Annotated in this window: 12 protein-coding genes; 2 read left to right on the top strand and 10 right to left on the bottom strand. The window is 61.8% G+C overall.

What is annotated here, in order from left to right; translation table 11 throughout:
• Window positions 1–216: 216 nt before the first annotated feature.
• Window positions 217–411, bottom strand: a complete 195-nt coding sequence (locus tag I2H81_RS05090) for a hypothetical protein (protein WP_229108085.1) — start codon at window positions 409–411, stop codon at window positions 217–219.
• Window positions 412–543: 132 nt separating this feature from the next.
• On the bottom strand, window positions 544–3,171 hold the full coding sequence (clpB, locus tag I2H81_RS05095) for an ATP-dependent chaperone ClpB (RefSeq protein ID WP_195644802.1): 2,628 nt from the start codon (window positions 3,169–3,171) through the stop codon (window positions 544–546).
• 891 nt (window positions 3,172–4,062) lie between these two features.
• On the opposite strand from clpB, the gene I2H81_RS05100 reads away from it, so the two are divergent.
• On the top strand, window positions 4,063–4,710 hold the full coding sequence (locus I2H81_RS05100) for a hypothetical protein (protein WP_195644803.1): 648 nt from the start codon (window positions 4,063–4,065) through the stop codon (window positions 4,708–4,710).
• A gap of 407 nt (window positions 4,711–5,117) precedes the next feature.
• On the opposite strand, the gene I2H81_RS05105 is transcribed toward I2H81_RS05100, so the two are convergent.
• The 5 genes from I2H81_RS05105 to dnaK form a co-directional block, all read right to left on the bottom strand.
• Window positions 5,118–7,418, bottom strand: a complete 2,301-nt coding sequence (locus I2H81_RS05105) for a hydratase (protein ID WP_195644804.1) — start codon at window positions 7,416–7,418, stop codon at window positions 5,118–5,120.
• Window positions 7,419–7,713: 295 nt separating this feature from the next.
• A complete protein-coding gene (locus tag I2H81_RS05110; protein ID WP_006235210.1) occupies window positions 7,714–8,130 on the bottom strand; it encodes a heat shock protein transcriptional repressor HspR in 417 nt (138 codons plus the stop codon).
• 72 nt (window positions 8,131–8,202) lie between these two features.
• Window positions 8,203–9,168: a DnaJ C-terminal domain-containing protein gene (locus tag I2H81_RS05115; protein ID WP_055285310.1), complete on the bottom strand. Its 966-nt coding sequence runs from the start codon at window positions 9,166–9,168 to the stop codon at window positions 8,203–8,205.
• A 108-nt stretch (window positions 9,169–9,276) separates the two neighbouring features.
• A complete protein-coding gene (locus I2H81_RS05120; RefSeq protein ID WP_117767175.1) occupies window positions 9,277–10,119 on the bottom strand; it encodes a nucleotide exchange factor GrpE in 843 nt (280 codons plus the stop codon).
• Between the two features lie 2 nt (window positions 10,120–10,121).
• On the bottom strand, window positions 10,122–12,014 hold the full coding sequence (gene dnaK, locus I2H81_RS05125) for a molecular chaperone DnaK (protein WP_055310046.1): 1,893 nt from the start codon (window positions 12,012–12,014) through the stop codon (window positions 10,122–10,124).
• 591 nt (window positions 12,015–12,605) lie between these two features.
• On the opposite strand from dnaK, the gene I2H81_RS05130 reads away from it, so the two are divergent.
• Window positions 12,606–12,857, top strand: coding sequence for an indolepyruvate ferredoxin oxidoreductase subunit alpha (locus I2H81_RS05130; RefSeq protein WP_158564522.1), 252 nt, complete (start codon window positions 12,606–12,608; stop codon window positions 12,855–12,857).
• A gap of 237 nt (window positions 12,858–13,094) precedes the next feature.
• Here the strand turns inward: I2H81_RS05130 and I2H81_RS05135 are convergent, their stop codons facing one another.
• The 3 genes from I2H81_RS05135 to I2H81_RS05145 are packed head-to-tail and all read right to left on the bottom strand — an operon-like array spanning window position 13,095 to window position 15,907.
• Window positions 13,095–13,640 carry a transcription repressor NadR gene (locus I2H81_RS05135; protein ID WP_195644805.1) on the bottom strand — a complete coding sequence of 182 codons (546 nt, stop codon included), beginning with the start codon at window positions 13,638–13,640 and terminating at the stop codon, window positions 13,095–13,097.
• Window positions 13,640–14,500, bottom strand: a complete 861-nt coding sequence (gene nadC, locus I2H81_RS05140) for a carboxylating nicotinate-nucleotide diphosphorylase (RefSeq protein ID WP_117564546.1) — start codon at window positions 14,498–14,500, stop codon at window positions 13,640–13,642. Before nadC ends, I2H81_RS05135 begins: the two co-directional genes overlap by 1 nt.
• Before the next feature lie 3 nt (window positions 14,501–14,503).
• Window positions 14,504–15,907, bottom strand: a complete 1,404-nt coding sequence (locus I2H81_RS05145) for an L-aspartate oxidase (RefSeq protein WP_195644806.1) — start codon at window positions 15,905–15,907, stop codon at window positions 14,504–14,506.

Below are 15,907 nucleotides of genomic sequence, written 5' to 3' on the forward strand. Positions count from 1 at the left end.
TGAAGGCGGTCGCGAGGAAGAGGCTCAAGGTCATCTACGCGATCATGCGCGACGCCGTCCCGTACGCGGCCTAGCGGACGGCGAGGTCAACCGAAGAGGAGGCGGGGGGCGCAAGGCGCCCGGATGCGTCGTGCCGAAATGTCGCGAAGCGCGCGGTTGACAAAACTATAGAGACACGTCCCAGAAAATCATCGCCAAATTAGCTACTTGATGCAACTAGCGCCAGGGGTCGGCTTCGAACAGCGGCTCGCGCTCGGGGCGGCGATCGCTGTAGGGGTCGTAGCCGTCATCGTCCTCGTTCTCGGCACGGATGTAGGGGTCGCGCGGCTTGGGCGCCGGTTTCGGCGCGGGCCTTGGTGCGGCGGACGCTATCTCAGCCGCCGGTGCGTTCGTCTTGTTCTCGTCTTTCATCTGCATAGCTCCTTGCATCGCATCCGCTCAACATCATCGATTGTCGCACGAAAAAGGGTGGCGGACCCGATTGGATCCGCCGCCCTTGGCGTTTAGAGACGGCTGACAGATTTTAAGGCATGGCCCAAAAATCTACTCGGCGTCGGGGACCTCGTAGGTGGCCGCCGGGGTGTTGTCGCACACGATGGTAAAACCGCCGTCCTTGTCGGCATCGACCGTCACCTGATCTCCCTCGCGCACCCTGCCGTCGATGATAGCGGCGGCGATGGCATCCACGACCTCGCGCTGAACCAGACGCTTGAGCGGACGGGCGCCAAAGACCGGGTCCAGGCCGCCCACGGCGAGCATCTGCTTGGCCGCCGGGGTGATGGCAAGCGTCATGCGCTCCTTGGCCAGACGCGCGCGGACGTCGGCGAGCTGGATGTCGACGATCTTTTCAATCTGCGCCATGCCGAGCGGATGGAACACCACGATATCGTCGATACGGTTGAGGAACTCGGGGCGGAAGGTCTGAGCCATGGCCGCGTCAACCTGATGGCGCATCTCCTCCTCGTCCTTACCGGAAAGCTCGGCGATAGCCTTGGAGCCCACGTTAGATGTCATGATGATGATCGTGTTCTTGAAGGACACCTGACGACCCTGGCCGTCGGTCAGACGACCGTCGTCGAGCACCTGCAGCAGCACGTTGAAGACATCCGGATGAGCCTTCTCCATCTCGTCGAGCAAGATCACGGAGTACGGACGACGGCGCACAGCCTCGGTAAGCTGACCACCCTCGTCGTAACCCACGTATCCCGGGGGCGCACCGATCAGACGCTGGACGCTGAACTTCTCCATGTACTCGGACATGTCGATACGCACAAGTGCGCGCTCGTCGTCGAACAGGCACTCGGCCAGCGCCTTGGCGAGCTCGGTCTTGCCCACGCCGGTGGGGCCCAGGAAGAAGAAGCTGCCGATGGGCTTGTCCGGATCGGAGAGGCCCGCACGGCTGCGACGCACGGCCGCGGCGACAGCGGAGACCGCTTCGTCCTGGCCGATGACGCGCTTATGCAGCTCGCCCTCCAAGCCCTTCAGCTTGTCGAGCTCGCCCTGCATCATCTTGGAGACGGGCACGCCAGTCCAAGCGCTCACGACCTCGGCGATCTCATCGGAGGTCACCTGCTCGTTGAGGCCCTCGCCGTCCTGCTGCTTTTGCGCCTCGAGCGCAGCCTCGGAATCCTGAATCTGCTGCTGCAGGCCCGGAATCACGGAGTAGCGCAGCTCGGACGCACGGCCCAGGTCGCCGTTGCGCGTCGCACGCTCCTCTTCGCTCTTGGCCTCGTCGAGCTGTCCCTTGAGCTCCTGTACGTGGTCGATGGCGTTCTTCTGGTTGAGCCAGCCGGCCTTTTGCACGTTGAGCTTTTCTTGAACCTCGGCAATCTCTTGGCGCAGGGCCTCCAGACGCTCCTTGGAAGCGTCATCGGTCTCCTTCATGAGTGCCTGCTCCTCGATCTGCAGCTGGGTGAGCTGACGCGTGGTGGCGTCGATCTCGACCGGCATGCTGTCGAGCTCCATGCGCAGGCGGCTTGCGGCCTCATCGACCAGGTCGATGGCCTTGTCGGGCAGGAAGCGGTCGGCGATGTAGCGATCGGAAAGGTCGGCGGCCGCCACGAGCGCGCTATCGGTGATATGCACGCCGTGGAAGATCTCGTACTTCTCCTTGAGGCCACGCAGGATCGAGATGGTGTCCTCAACGGTGGGTTCGCTCACCATAACGGTCTGGAAACGACGGGCGAGCGCCGCGTCCTTCTCGATGTACTTGCGGTACTCGTCGAGCGTGGTCGCGCCGATCGCATGCAGGTCGCCACGGGCGAGCGCCGGCTTCAGGATATTGCCGGCGTCCATGGAGCCCTCGGTGGCACCCGCGCCCACGATGGTGTGGAGCTCATCGATGAACAGGATGACCTTGCCCTCGGACTTTTGCACTTCCTTGAGCACGGCCTTCAAGCGGTCCTCGAACTCGCCGCGGTACTTGGCGCCGGCGACCAGCGCGCTCATGTCGAGCTCGATGAGGTCGCGGTCGCGCAGGGTGCTGGGCACGTCGCCGGCCACGATACGCTGGGCGATGCCCTCGACGATGGCCGTCTTGCCGACGCCCGGCTCGCCGATGAGCACGGGGTTGTTCTTGGTGCGGCGGGACAGGACCTGGATGGTACGACGGATCTCGTCGGTACGGCCGATGACCGGGTCGAGCTTACCGGCGCGGGCCAGATCGCAGATGTTGCGACCGTACTGCTCCAACGCCTCAAACTGCGTCTTGTCCTCGGCAGACGTCACGCGGTCATCGCCGCGCAGCTCCTCGTAGACCTGCTCGATGCGCTCCTTGGTGACGCCGGCGTCGCGCAGTACACGACCAGCCTCGCCCTTGTCCTCGGCAAGCGCCATCAGCAGATGCTCGGTCACCACAAAGCTGTCACCCATCTTGGTGGCCTTCTTCTCGGCCTTCTCGATGACGCGGACGAGCTCGTTGGACAGGCCCATCTGCTGGCCCTCGCCCGAAACCTTGGGCGCGTGGTCGATGGCATCCTGTGTGGAGCGCGCGAGCTGGGCCGGGTCGGCACCGATGCGCTCGATGATCACGGAGATATTGCGCTCGCCGGCACCAAGCAGGGCGGACAGCAGGTGAATCGGTTCCACCGCGCCGGCCTGAGCGTCAGCGGCCGTGCTCATGGCGATCTGCAACGCCTCGCGCGACGTCATTGCTAGCTTATCGATTCTCATGGAATCACCTCTCTTGGGGCGGCCGCCCTACGGGGCGGCTTCACGTTGTTCGAGAAGTATTGTTGCCAGCTTTGCGCGATCTTATACACAAATCTAAGTCTCTATATATAAGATTTTATGAGTGATTGATGGATAGGCTACTGAGATGTCAGCCCGCCGCTGCCCAGGCGCACTACCATCTCGATCTGTAACATCTAGCAGCCATTTTTGGTCCTAGATGTTACAGATCGAGATGAAATGACCAGCGGCAACCGTTTGTCTCAATCTGTAACATCTACTCGGCAAATTAAGGTCTAACTGTTACAGATCGAGACAAACAGAAGACACCCGAATCGAAAATCTAAATCTGCAACACCAGGCCCACTTTTAGCGGCCAAGATGTTACAGATCGAGACAAACCAAGAACCACCACAAAGGTGCCCGTCCCCTTTGTGGTGGTCCAGAGAAGAATCAGCCCCGATTAAAAGAAGCGACATCAAGCCCAGTCTACGTTTGGCGATCCCAAGACCCAGCGAGAACGCAGCGATGGAATCGAGAACCGACAATAGCCCGTTCGCACAGATAGAGGCGGAGATTCAAGGTCAGAGTCCGGCTTAAACGGCTTAGCTATCGCACGTCACAATGTTTTCGTCGTCCTCCCTATCGTATTTATAGTGCTTATAGTGAAAATAGCGGCTTTAGTGAGAATAGTATTGCGCAAAACTCGTGAACTCAATTTTTGACCTCTCGCCCAGAATGAGAGGGAGGCAAATATTCCTATTAGAGGTCAAATCGGAGCCTAATAGGGCCTTTTAGCCCCTCTCATTCCGGGCGGTCGCTTTCTTTTGACTATTGTCGTAAGCTGGTATCGCTTATCTTAATGATTGCATATTGCATGAGAGGTGCCCCACCGTGAAACGCTCCACCTATATCGGCCTGCTCGTCTTAGCGTTTGCAATTACCGCAGTCGGCGTAGGCATTATCTATCTCGCATTTCTCCCTGCCTCGGCGACGCAGGCGGCGGTTGAAACCATAAGCTATCCCATCGAAATCCTCACCGATATCGTCAAACCCGATTCAATCACTGTCGATTTCGACGGTACGCCCGCAGCGCTTGGGGTCAGCAACTATCCCCGAATCGAACTTGGAGCCACGCGCTATACCCAAGATGAGCAGCTTATCGGCAAGGCAACCAGTTTACTCAAAGGCAAGACGTTTAGGCGATGGTACGGCGCCGCAATATATCGAGCCAAGAATAACCAAATGGTTGGCGGGTATTATTCGACCCTTGAACTCGATGCGGCAAACGGGAGCAGACTGTGCAACGTTTCATACGACCCCGGCTACGTGGACAACGAAGGGCCGGGAGTCTATATCTCGGATGGCAACGTGATCTACGTCATGGAAGGCGACCAGACGGCAGTCGTCGATTTTATGGATCGGTGTACCGAGGATGCCTACGAACAAACCTGCGAGCCCGATCCGCAGACAGCGCGCAACAGTGGCTCGGCACGCACTTGGCTATTTGACGATGAAATAACCTGGACCCCATCGAAATAAGGACCCGCCGGGCAGGCACCTTTGTGGTGGTTTCGGTTCCGATGTTCCACTGTCTCGATCTGTAACATCTAGCGGCCCTTTTCGATCCTAGATGTTACAGATCGAGACGAAATAATCGGCGGCGATCGTTTGTCTCAATCTGTAACAACCGCTCGTCAAATAGGGACCCAGATGTTACAGATCGAGACAAACCAAGAACCACCATAAAGGTGTCCGTCCCCTTTGTGGTGGTTTTCGGCAAAAAGAAGCCGCCCCATTAACAGAGGCGGCTTCAAGCAAGTCTATTTATTAGCGCCCCTCAAGACCCAACGAGAACGTCGCGGTAGCCCCGGCCACACCTTTCCCTCGGGCGACCCTCGCGAAGCGCGTGAGCACGAGGGAAAGGTGTGCCGGGGCGTACAGAAGAGTTACTCGGCAGCGGCCTTGAACTTGTTGTAGTTGATCAGGCAGCCGGCCTTGACGATGGCACGCTCCTCTGCCGTCATATCGGCAATGTAGAGCTCAATCTGCTCGACCGCACCATCGGCGCGCACCACGTAGGAGGCAATGTCCTTCAGGTCGCCATCGAGCGCGGCGCGGATACCCGGCACGAAAACGTAATCGCCCACCTCAAAGTTGGGCTCCACCTCCATCTGGAAGGGCACCATGCCCCAGTTCATCACGTTGGAGCGATAACGCTTGGTGGCGTACTCGTGGACGATGTTGGCCAGGCCGCCGATCACGCGCTGGCAGCTCGCAGCCTGCTCGCGGGCAGAACCGTCGCCCGGCTTCTTGGCGTAGAGCATGGAGCCGTACTCGGTCGCCTTGGCATCGGCCGCGACACCCGCGCCGGCCAGCGCCTCGAACACGCCGGCAAGCTCGGCATCGAGCGCCGCCAGGTCGCCTGCTGCCTCGCCGGCAACGCGACGCTTTTCCACCGCGTCGACCTCCTTGGAACGGCCCACGTAGGCCGGATCGCGACGGCTCAGCGTAAACTCGGCCAGGCCCAGCGGGTTGGAGCGGAAGGAGCTCGTCTCGCCCGAAGGAATGAGCTCGTCGGTCGTAGTGACCGGGTCCATGATCTTGGAGCACACCTTGAGCAGGATGTCGTCGCCGAGGGGCTCCATCGCGGGCCACGGCTTGATGTTGGGGCCTTCGACCAGCTCGTCGGCAGGCTCCGCCTTGCCAAAGCCCCAGTACACGCGCTTTTTGTACGGCGCGTCGTCAAAGGTGTACTCGCAGGCCTCGTCCCAAGTCTCCTCGGGCAGGTCGGTCGCCGGTGTCAGGACGCCGCCGTTGGCAGCCGTCGCCGCAATGGAGCGGGCGTCCATCAGGGCCACGGCGCTCAGCTGGCCATTGCCCGGCTTGGAACCCTCGCGGTTGGGGAAGTTGCGCGTAGTGTGGCGGATCGAAAGGCCGTTGTTGGCGGGCGTGTCGCCGGCGCCGAAGCACGGGCCGCAGAACGCCGTGCGCACGATCGCGCCGGCCTCCATAAGGTCGTAGATATAGCCGCGACGCGTGAGTTCGAGCGCCACGGGCTGGCTCGTGGGATAGACCGACAGCGAGAACTCGCCGCAGCCGGTGTTGGCGCCCTTGAGCACGCGGGCAGCCTGGACCACGGAGTCGTAGTTGCCGCCCGAGCAGCCGGCGATAACGCCCTGCTGCACGTGCAGTTTGCCGTCGACGATCTTGTCGAGCAGGCTAAAGTGCGTCTTGCCCTCGCCGATCTTGGCGGCCTCGAGCTCCACCTCGTGAAGGATGTCCTCGAGGTTCTCATTGAGCTCGTCGATCTCAAAGCCGTTGGAAGGATGGAACGGCAGCGCGATCATGGGCTTGATGCTCGACAGGTCGACCTCGACGCAGCCGTCGTAGTAGGCGACATCAGCGGGCTTGAGCTCGCGGTAGTCGTCGCCGCGGCCGTGCATGGTCAAAAACGCGTGTGTGTCCTCGTCGGTTGCCCAGATGGAGGAAAGGCAGGTGGTCTCGGTGGTCATGACGTCGACGCCGTTGCGGTAGTCGGTCGTCATGCTCGCGATGCCGGGGCCCACGAACTCCATGACCTTGTTCTTGACGTAGCCCTTGGCAAAGACGGCGCGGATGATGGCGAGCGCCACGTCGTGCGGACCAACGCCGGGGCGCGGGGAACCCGTGAGGTAGATGGCGACGACGCCGGGGTAGGCGACATCGTAGGTGTCGCGCAGCAGCTGCTTGGCCAGCTCGCCGCCGCCCTCGCCCACGGCCATGGTGCCCAGGGCGCCGTAGCGGGTGTGCGAGTCGGAACCCAGGATCATCTTGCCGCAGCCCGCGAAGTTCTCACGCATAAAGGAATGGATGACCGCGATATGGGGCGGAACGAAGATGCCGCCGTACTTTTTGGCAGCCGAGAGGCCAAAGACGTGGTCGTCCTCGTTGATGGTGCCGCCCACGGCGCACAGCGAGTTATGGCAGTTGGTGAGCACGTAGGGCAGCGGGAACTGCTCCATGCCCGAGGCGCGCGCCGTCTGGATGATGCCGACAAAGGTAATATCGTGGCTCGCCATGGCATCGAAGCGAATCTTGAGCGCCTCGGGGTCGCCGGACGTATTGTGTGCCTGAAGGATCGAATACGCGATGGTTCCGCGCTTGGCATCCTCAGGCGTCTGCGTAATGCCGCGCTCAGCAGCCTCGGCCTCAGGCACAACCTCGCTGCCGCCGCGCAGGTAGATGCCGTCCTCGTACAGCTTGACCATACTGTCTCCCACTCTGCCCAAAACGATTTGGGCGCATAGCATACATTCGTTCAATATCGTGCCATAGAACGGTTGCGAGTGGGTTACGAATCTGCGCGTTCACTTTATCTCAGTAAAGCACAGGACGAGTTGGGTCCCGGAGAGGCAGACTTAGACGCTCAAATGACGAGAGTGGATAATCTCCCACTTTGGGCCTGCAAACAGGCAAAAACGGGAGATTATCCACTCTCATTCTGCAGGCACTCATTTAAGTCTGTCCCCAATGAGTGCCACGCGGTTTGGTAAAACCGCGTAACTATAAGTCTCCGCCTGCGCCCAAAAGTTTGCGCATGACCTGTTCGGGGTTAACCGAGCCGTCGCGTGGGGCCAGGGCGGTAATCTTCTTTTGCATCTTGTATTCGTGCAGCTCGTCCTCGAGCTGGCGCACGCGGGCACGGAGTTTTTCGTTCTCGCGCTCGCGCTCCTCGGCACGCTCCTTCATATCGAGGATACGCACCACACCGGCAAGGTTGATGCCCTCGTCGGTCAGTTGATTGATGAGTTCCAGGCGCTCGATATCGGCACGCGAATACAGACGCGTGTTGCCGCCCGAGCGCTGGGGGTTCACCAGGCCCTTGGACTCGTAGACGCGCAGAGTCTGCGGATGCATGCCGGTCAACTCGGCCGCCACGCTGATCATGTACAGCGGTTTGTTCCTATTGTCCTCGGCCATGCTACCTGACCCCTTTCCGTCTCGTTATCGTCCATCATAAGCCCGCGGGCGCGGGTGTGCGCCACGACCGCCCTAGTACGTCGCCTTGTAACGGTTGACCTTCTCGCGATAATCGCGCGTGTCGGCCTCGCGCAGCTTGGTCATGGCATCGCGCTCGTCATCGGATAGGTTCGTGGGGACCTGCACCTTGATCTCGACGAGCAGCGCGCCCGTACGGCCACGGTGCTTAACGTCGGGCGCTCCCATCTCCTTAAAGCGGAACTTCTTGCCCGTCTGGGTACCCGCGGGCACTTTCAAACGGACCGTCGCACCGCCGGGCGTGGGCACGTCCACCGTGCAGCCGAGCGCCGCCTCGTAGACCGAGACCGGTACCTCCATGGTCACATCGGCGCCTTTGCGCTTAAACAGCGGGTGCTCCTCCACATGCGTGGTCACGACCAGGTCACCGCGCTCGCCACCCGCAACGCCATACTCGCCGCGACGCTTGTAGCGTAGCTTGCCGCCATCGACCGCGCCCGCGGGCACCGAGACCGTGATGGTCTGCTGCTCGCCTGTCGAGGGAATGCGATAGGTGACCTTGTGCGTCACGCCGCGAAACGCGTCCTCGGCCGTTACGTCGACAGTCAGCGACAGGTCGCCGCCCTTGCGCGCGCGGCTGCGGCCCGCGCCGGCACCGGCAGCGCCCGCGGCCCCGGCAAAGCCCGAGCCCCAATCGCTGCCCCAGGCGCCGTTGCCGCTAAATATGCTGTCGAAGATGTCGCCCCAGCCGCTGGCGCCCGCGCCGGCACCGTAGCCGCCGCCATACGCGCCGCCCGCGCCCGGCATGCCGCCAAACATGAGCATCTGGTCGTACTCTTTGCGCTTCTTCTCGTCCGAAAGCGTTTCGTAGGCCTCGCTAATCTCCTTGAACTTGGCCTCGTCGCCGCCGGCATCGGGGTGATATTTTTGCGCGAGCTTGCGAAACGCGCTCTTGATCTCTTTGTCGGAGGCGCTCTTGGATACGCCCAGGATGTCATAGAAGGTTTTGCCTGCAGCCATCGTAGCTCCTCTCCTGTTACGTCCGCCGTCCATGCAGACGACGGCTCATGCTTTCATATGGCACTAGGTCAGAAAGGGCCCCGGGTGTTGCCCCGGGGCCCTTCTCAATTACTCCTCGGTGCTCTCGGCCGTATCGGCCGTAGCATCCTCGGGCGCCGCTTCGGGCTCCGGTGCGGGGCGCTTCTCGCCACCGTAGGTCACCGTCACCATCGCGGAACGCAGAATACGATCCGCCATGCGGTAGCCCTTCTGGTACACGTCGTTGACGGTCTCGTCATACTGCGATGCGTCCTCGACGCGACCCACAGCCTGGTGCTCGAGCGGATCGAACGCCTCGCCCTTGGGGTCGATGGGCTCAACGCCCTCGTGCGCAAACACATCGAGCAGCTTGGCATGAACCGCATCGACGCCGTCGACGAACTGCTTAAAGTCGTCGGAAAGCTCTTGGCTGCGGGCATGGTCGATCGCGCGCTCGATATCGTCGATCACCGGCAACAGCGCGGTGACAAGCTTCTCGGTCGCGCGCTCGCGCTCGGCGATGCGCTCGTTGGCGGTGCGGCGACGGAAGTTCTCCCAGTCGGCCTGTAGACGGGCAGTGCGCTCGGTGGCGTCCTTCGCCTTGTCCTCGGCGGCCTTCTGGGCCTCTGCCGCAGCATCGAGCTCGCTGCGCACGTCGGTAAGCTCCTTTTGGGCCTGCTCGAACTTGAGCTTAAAGTCGTTGTCGGCGGCTTCCTCACCGGCGCGGATAGCGGCTTCCACCATCTCGTCCTCGGTCATCGTCGCCTCCTTGTTGGAATCCTCTACCTGGTTCTCGGCAGCCTCGGCGGCCTCGGCCTCGTTGGCCTCGGTATCGTCGACGGCCTCTACGGGAATCTTCACGTCCTTCTCCTCAGAGTCAACGGGGGCGGCGCCAGCGGCAGCCGCCTCCGTGCGAGCTTTACGGGCGGACATGATTACTTGTCCTCGTCGTCCACAACCTCGTAGTCGGCGTCGACCACGTCATCGTCGGCAGGCTGGGCGCCGGCGGCACCGTCGGTCTGCTGCTGAGCGTCGGCGTAGACAACCTGGGCCAGCTCGTAGGCCACGGACTGCAGGGACTCGCCGGCGGCCTTGATAGCCTCGACGTCAGAGCCCTCGAGCGCCTTCTTGGCGTCGGCGATAGCGGCCTCGGCCTTGGACTTCACGTCGGCGGAAACCTTGTCACCCAGCTCGTTGAGGGTCTGCTCGGTGGAGTAGCACAGGCTATCGGTCTGGTTGCGGACCTCGACCTCTTCCTTCTGCTTCTTGTCCTCCTCGGCATGAGCCTCGGCGTCCTTGACCATGCGATCGACTTCGTCATCGGAAAGCGCGGTGGAGCCGGAGATGGTGATCTGCTGCTCCTTGCCGGTGCCCTTGTCCTTAGCAGAGACCTTGACGATGCCGTTGGCGTCGATGTCGAAGGTGACCTCGATCTGCGGCACGCCGCGGCGGGCAGCCGGGATGCCGGTCAGCTGGAACTTACCGAGCGACTTGTTGTCGCGAGCAAGCTCGCGCTCGCCCTGGAGCACGTTGATCTCGACGCTGGTCTGGTTGTCGGCAGCGGTGGAGTAGACCTCGGTCTTGGAGGTCGGGATCGTGGTGTTGCGGTCGATCATCTTGGTCATGATGCCGCCCATGGTCTCGACGCCCAGCGACAGCGGGGTAACGTCGAGCAGCAGGATGCCCTCGACGTCGCCGGTGAGCACGCCGCCCTGGACGGCAGCGCCGTCGGCAACGACCTCGTCGGGGTTCACGGACATGTTGGGCTGCTTGCCGGTCATGGTCTTGACGAGCTCCTGGACGGCGGGCATACGGGTGGAGCCGCCGACGAGGATGACCTCGGTCAGATCGGAGAGCTTGAGCTTGGCGTCACGCAGGGCGTTGGTGACAGGCTGCTTGCAGCGCTCGAGCAGGTCGCGGGTGATCTTCTCGAACTCGGCGCGGGTCAGCGTGTAGTTGAGGTGCAGCGGGCCGGACTGGTTCATGGTAATGAACGGCAGGTTGATGGTGGTCTGCTGGGCGGCGGAGAGCTCCTTCTTGGCGTTCTCGGCGGCCTCCTTCAGACGCTGCAGGGCCATGGGATCCTGACGCAGGTCGACACCGTTCTCCTGCTGGAACTTATCGGCCATCCAGTCGATGACGCGCTGATCCCAGTCGTCGCCGCCCAGGTGGTTGTCACCCGAGGTGGACAGGACCTCAAACACGCCGTCAGCGAGGTCGAGGATGGAGACGTCGAAGGTGCCGCCGCCCAGGTCGAAGACCAGGATGCGCTGGTCGGTGCCCTGCTTGTCCAGGCCATAGGCCAGAGCAGCAGCGGTCGGCTCGTTGACGATACGCTTGACGTTGAGGCCGGCGATCTTGCCGGCATCCTTGGTGGCCTGACGCTGGGCGTCGTTGAAGTAGGCCGGGACGGTGATGACGGCGTCGGTGACGGTCTCGCCCAGATACTTCTCGGCGTCGGCCTTCATCTTTGCGAGCGTCATGGCGCTCACCTGCTCGGCGGTGTAGTCCTTGCCCTCGATATCGACGACGGCACGGCCACCCTGGCCCTCCTTGACCTCATACGGCACGGTCTTGATCTCGGAGGTGCACTCGGAGTACTTGCGGCCCATGAAGCGCTTGATGGAGAACACGGTGTTCTTGGGGTTGGTGACCGCCTGGTTCTTAGCGGCCTTACCCACAACGCGGTCGCCGTCGGCACGGAAGCCCACGACGGACGGGGTGGTGCGGTCGCCCTCGGCGTTCACGATGATGGTCGGAGAACCGCCCTCGAGAACGGCCATTGCGGAGTTAGTAGTACCAAGGTCGATACCAAGAATCTTACTCATTAGAAATTCCCTCTCTCTTGTGCGTTTGCACCGACTCGGCGGTCTGCCGCGCGGTGTTTCGGCTTGTCTTTCAGGATGTAGTGTATCCCCTTATGGGCCGGAATATACAAAATCTAAGTCAATTCATATAAGATTTCTTGTTGCTGAGAGTTTAGGTTCTCAAATACGCAGGTAGATGCGCTGATTGAGTTCTCAGCAAATCTATTGAGATCTATGTAGAGATGGCTAAGGTTTGCATCCGGGAGTGCCTGGGGCTGCCTTATGGAAAGCTCGTCCCGGTTTGAGCGTGGATTCCGGGTCGCAGTTTCCGCAACCAGAGCCTTCGGGAAAATACATCCCAATCTGAGCGAAAATTCCGGGATGCAGTTTCCGCCGGGCGGTCCATCCGGAAACTGCGACCCGGTTTTCGGCCAAATAACGGGATGCCCTTTCCGCAGGCGCGCTCAATAGCTCAATATTTCAAGTCACCTTTAGCTAACATTTTCGCAGCTCAACGGCCCCACCTGCGCGTTTTTTAGTAAACCTTGGCATACTCGGCGAACGGTATGAAGATGCCGGCCAGAGGGTATTGCAAACGGTCGCTCCCGTGGTATGTTTTTGCCCGAATCAAACCGGCGCGCATCGCCTGTAGCGTCGGTCAACAGAGAGGAAACTACCATGGCTCATCCCGTAATTGATGCCGACGAGTGCATCGCTTGTGGCGTTTGCGTCGACTCCTGCCCCGCTGGCGTTCTGGAGCTCCAGGACGTTGCTACCGTCGCTGACGAGGACTCCTGCGTCGCCTGTGGCGCTTGCCAGGACGCTTGCCCCGCTGGCGCGATCACCGAGATCGTTGAGGAGTAACAACTCCCCCACTTGCACACTCAAAAGTACACCGTGCACAAAAAGGAGGCTTCCGCATCGCCGCGGAGGCCTCCTTTTTTGTGCGGATAACCAATTAGGCACCGTCGCAGGTTGAGCTCACGTCAGCGAAAACGTCCCTAAGCGAGCAAGGTGACGTGAAAGAGGAGGGAAGCGTACTTTTGTACGCGACCGACGATTGAACGTCAGATTGCCGCTTAGGGACGTTTGCAGCATCGGCTACGACAGATCGTCCTCGTAGGGCATCAGGTCTGCCAAATAGCCTTTCTCCTTGAGCATGGCCTCGATCTCGTCGAGGGTCTGTTCGTCCTCCGCCGCAATGCGATGGAAGTGGTAGCCGCTGGTCACCGTCAGCAGCGGGAAGCTCTTGCCGCTCTCGATATCGTGCAGGTAGCGCTCAACATCGCGACGATTGCGGATGTCCAGGTCGGCCGTGATCTTACCGTACACGCGGTGATTGACGATCACGTTGAGCACGGCGCCACCGGCGTCGACGATACTCGTGAGCTCATCGCCTGCCTGCTCCACGCTGTGGCGAACCTTGACCAAGCGCGTGGGCACGGCGGGGCTGCTGGGGGCCTCCTGCAGCACATAACCACGGTTGGTCGCCACGATATCGTGCCCATCGGCACGTAACAGGGCAATATCCTGAACCACGACCTGACGGCTCACGCTAACCTCGCGGGCAAGCGCGCTGCCCGATACGGGCTCCGTGGCTCCCTCGAGCACGGCCATGATGGCACGGCGACGCTCGCGGGCGTCCATTATTTACCGTCCAACAGACGCAGGTGCTTAAGCGAGAGGTCGAGGATCGGCGCGGAGTGCGTCAGGGCGCCCGAGCTAATGTAGTCGACGCCCAGATCAGCCAGGGCGCGGATATTGCTGGCATCCACGTTGCCCGAGCACTCGGTCTTGGCGCGGCCGGCGATAAGCTCAATCGCGGCAGCCATGTCGTCGTGAGTCATGTTGTCGAACATGATGATATCGGCGCCGGCTTCCACGGCCTCGCGCACCATGTCCAGGTTCTCGCACTCGATCTCGACCGTCGTGGTAAACGATGCATGGGCGCGCGCCATCTCGATCGCACGCGTCACGCCGCCGGCGGCGTCGATGTGGTTGTCCTTGAGCATGACGGCCGTCGACAGGTTGTAGCGGTGGTTACTGCCGCCGCCGATCTCGACCGCCGCCTTCTCAAACACGCGCATGCCCGGCGTGGTCTTGCGTGTGTCGACAAGCACGGTCTTGGTGCCCTCGAGCGCCGCGGCCATGCTGTGCGTGTAGGTAGCGATACCGCTCATGCGCTGCAGGTAGTTGAGTGCCACGCGTTCGCCCGAAAGCAGCACGCGCACATCGCCGCGCACCTGGCCCACGTGGTCGCCGGCGTGCACCTCGTCGCCATCCGAGACATCGAACAACACGGAGCTCTGCGGATCCAGCAGCTCAAAGGTGCGGGCGAATATGTCCAGGCCGGCGATAATGCCGTCGGCCTTGGCGATGAGCTCAACGGTAGCGGGGCGCGCCGTGGGGCACACGCTCGCCGTACTCACGTCCTCAAACGTAATGTCCTCGCGCAGAGCCTGCAAAATCAGGTCATCGACGACGAGCTTCATGGTAATGGGATTCATGGTCTACTCCTCCACGGCCTGCGTGCCGGCGGCACGGGCCAAATCATCGATTGCCAGGGAGTCGGCGCTCAGGGCGCGATGACGCCCGTCAAGCGCGGGCTCGCCCGCCCGCTCCACGGCGAGCGACTCGCCGGTGCGCATGCACCAGGCGGCACGGCGGCCCCAAACCAGGGACTCGAGCAGGCTGTTGGAAGCCAGGCGATTCTTGCCGTGCACGCCGTTGCAGGCCGTCTCGCCCGCGGCGTAGAGCTCGGGCATCGAGGTGCGGCCGTCCTTGTCGACCCACACGCCGCCCATAAAGTAGTGCTGCGTGGGCGTAACGGGGATGGGCTCGTCCAAGATGTCGCGGCCGTCCTCAAGGCAGCGCGCGCGAATGTTGGCAAAGTGCCCGGTCACCACGTCGCGCTCGACGGGGGCAAAGCTCAGCCACTCGTGCTCGGTGCCGTCCTGCTTCATCTGCTCACGAATAGCGGCGGCGACCACGTCGCGCGGCTGCAACTCGTCAGTAAAGCGCTCGCCGGCGGCGTTGAGCAAAATCGCGCCCTCGCCGCGGCAGCTCTCGCTGATCAGGAAGGTGCGGCCTGGCTGCGGCGAGAACAGTCCCGTGGGGTGGATCTGCACGTAGTCCAGGTGCTCCATCTTAATGCCATGCTCCTGAGCGATGTAGCAGGCATCGCCCGTGAGCTGCGGATAGTTGGTCGAGTGGTCGTATACGCCGCCGATGCCGCCCGTTGCCCACAGCGTGTGACGGGCACGGATCTTAAACGGCTCGCCGGCATGCGCGCCCTCGGCGGCATTTACCAGCTCGTCGGCGGGACGAACCGAGTTGTCCTCGTCCACGGGAACGGCGACGACACCGGTGCACACCGTGGCGCCGTCACGCTCGCCCGTCAGGATGTCGGTCATGGCCACGTGTTCCAGAATCTGCACGTTGTCCAGTTTGCGGACGGCCTGAAGCAGCTTGGTCGTAATCTCCTTGCCGGTGATATCGGCATGGAAGGCGATGCGCGGACGGCTGTGCGCGCCCTCGCGGGTAAAGTCGAGGCTGCCGTCGGCCTTGCGCTCAAAGTCCACGCCCATCGCCAGCAGATCGTTGATGACCGAGCGGCTCGAGCGGATCATGATGTCGACGCTCTCGCGGCGGTTCTCGTAGTGGCCGGCGTGCATGGTGTCCTCAAAGAAGGCATCGTAGTCCGAGCCCTCGGGCAGCACGCAAATGCCGCCCTGCGCGAGCATCGAATCGCACTCGTCGACAGCGCCCTTGGAGAGCATGATCACGCGCATGCTCGTCGGCAGGTTGAGAGCCGCATACAGGCCCGCTACGCCGCAGCCGGCAATAACGACGTCGCACTCCATATCGTGGTATTGCTTGGTTTCCACAGGAATCCTCTCCCTTGAATGTGACAT

This window comes from Collinsella aerofaciens (assembly GCF_015561195.1).
In the GTDB taxonomy this organism is placed as follows: Bacteria; Actinomycetota; Coriobacteriia; order Coriobacteriales; family Coriobacteriaceae; genus Collinsella; species Collinsella aerofaciens_AC.

Bases quoted from the DNA above. Each gene is read 5' to 3' on its own strand.
- I2H81_RS05090 (WP_229108085.1), bottom strand. From the start codon at position 411: ATGAAAGACGAGAACAAGACGAACGCACCGGCGGCTGAGATAGCGTCC.
- clpB (WP_195644802.1), bottom strand. From the start codon at position 3,171: ATGAGAATCGATAAGCTAGCAATGACGTCGCGCGAGGCGTTGCAGATC.
- I2H81_RS05105 (WP_195644804.1), bottom strand. From the start codon at position 7,418: ATGGTCAAGCTGTACGAGGACGGCATCTACCTGCGCGGCGGCAGCGAG.
- I2H81_RS05110 (WP_006235210.1), bottom strand. From the start codon at position 8,130: ATGGCCGAGGACAATAGGAACAAACCGCTGTACATGATCAGCGTGGCG.
- I2H81_RS05115 (WP_055285310.1), bottom strand. From the start codon at position 9,168: ATGGCTGCAGGCAAAACCTTCTATGACATCCTGGGCGTATCCAAGAGC.
- I2H81_RS05120 (WP_117767175.1), bottom strand. From the start codon at position 10,119: ATGTCCGCCCGTAAAGCTCGCACGGAGGCGGCTGCCGCTGGCGCCGCC.
- dnaK (WP_055310046.1), bottom strand. From the start codon at position 12,014: ATGAGTAAGATTCTTGGTATCGACCTTGGTACTACTAACTCCGCAATG.
- I2H81_RS05130 (WP_158564522.1), top strand. From the start codon at position 12,606: ATGTTTTTGCCCGAATCAAACCGGCGCGCATCGCCTGTAGCGTCGGTC.
- I2H81_RS05135 (WP_195644805.1), bottom strand. From the start codon at position 13,640: ATGGACGCCCGCGAGCGTCGCCGTGCCATCATGGCCGTGCTCGAGGGA.
- nadC (WP_117564546.1), bottom strand. From the start codon at position 14,500: ATGAATCCCATTACCATGAAGCTCGTCGTCGATGACCTGATTTTGCAG.
- I2H81_RS05145 (WP_195644806.1), bottom strand. From the start codon at position 15,907: ATGTCACATTCAAGGGAGAGGATTCCTGTGGAAACCAAGCAATACCAC.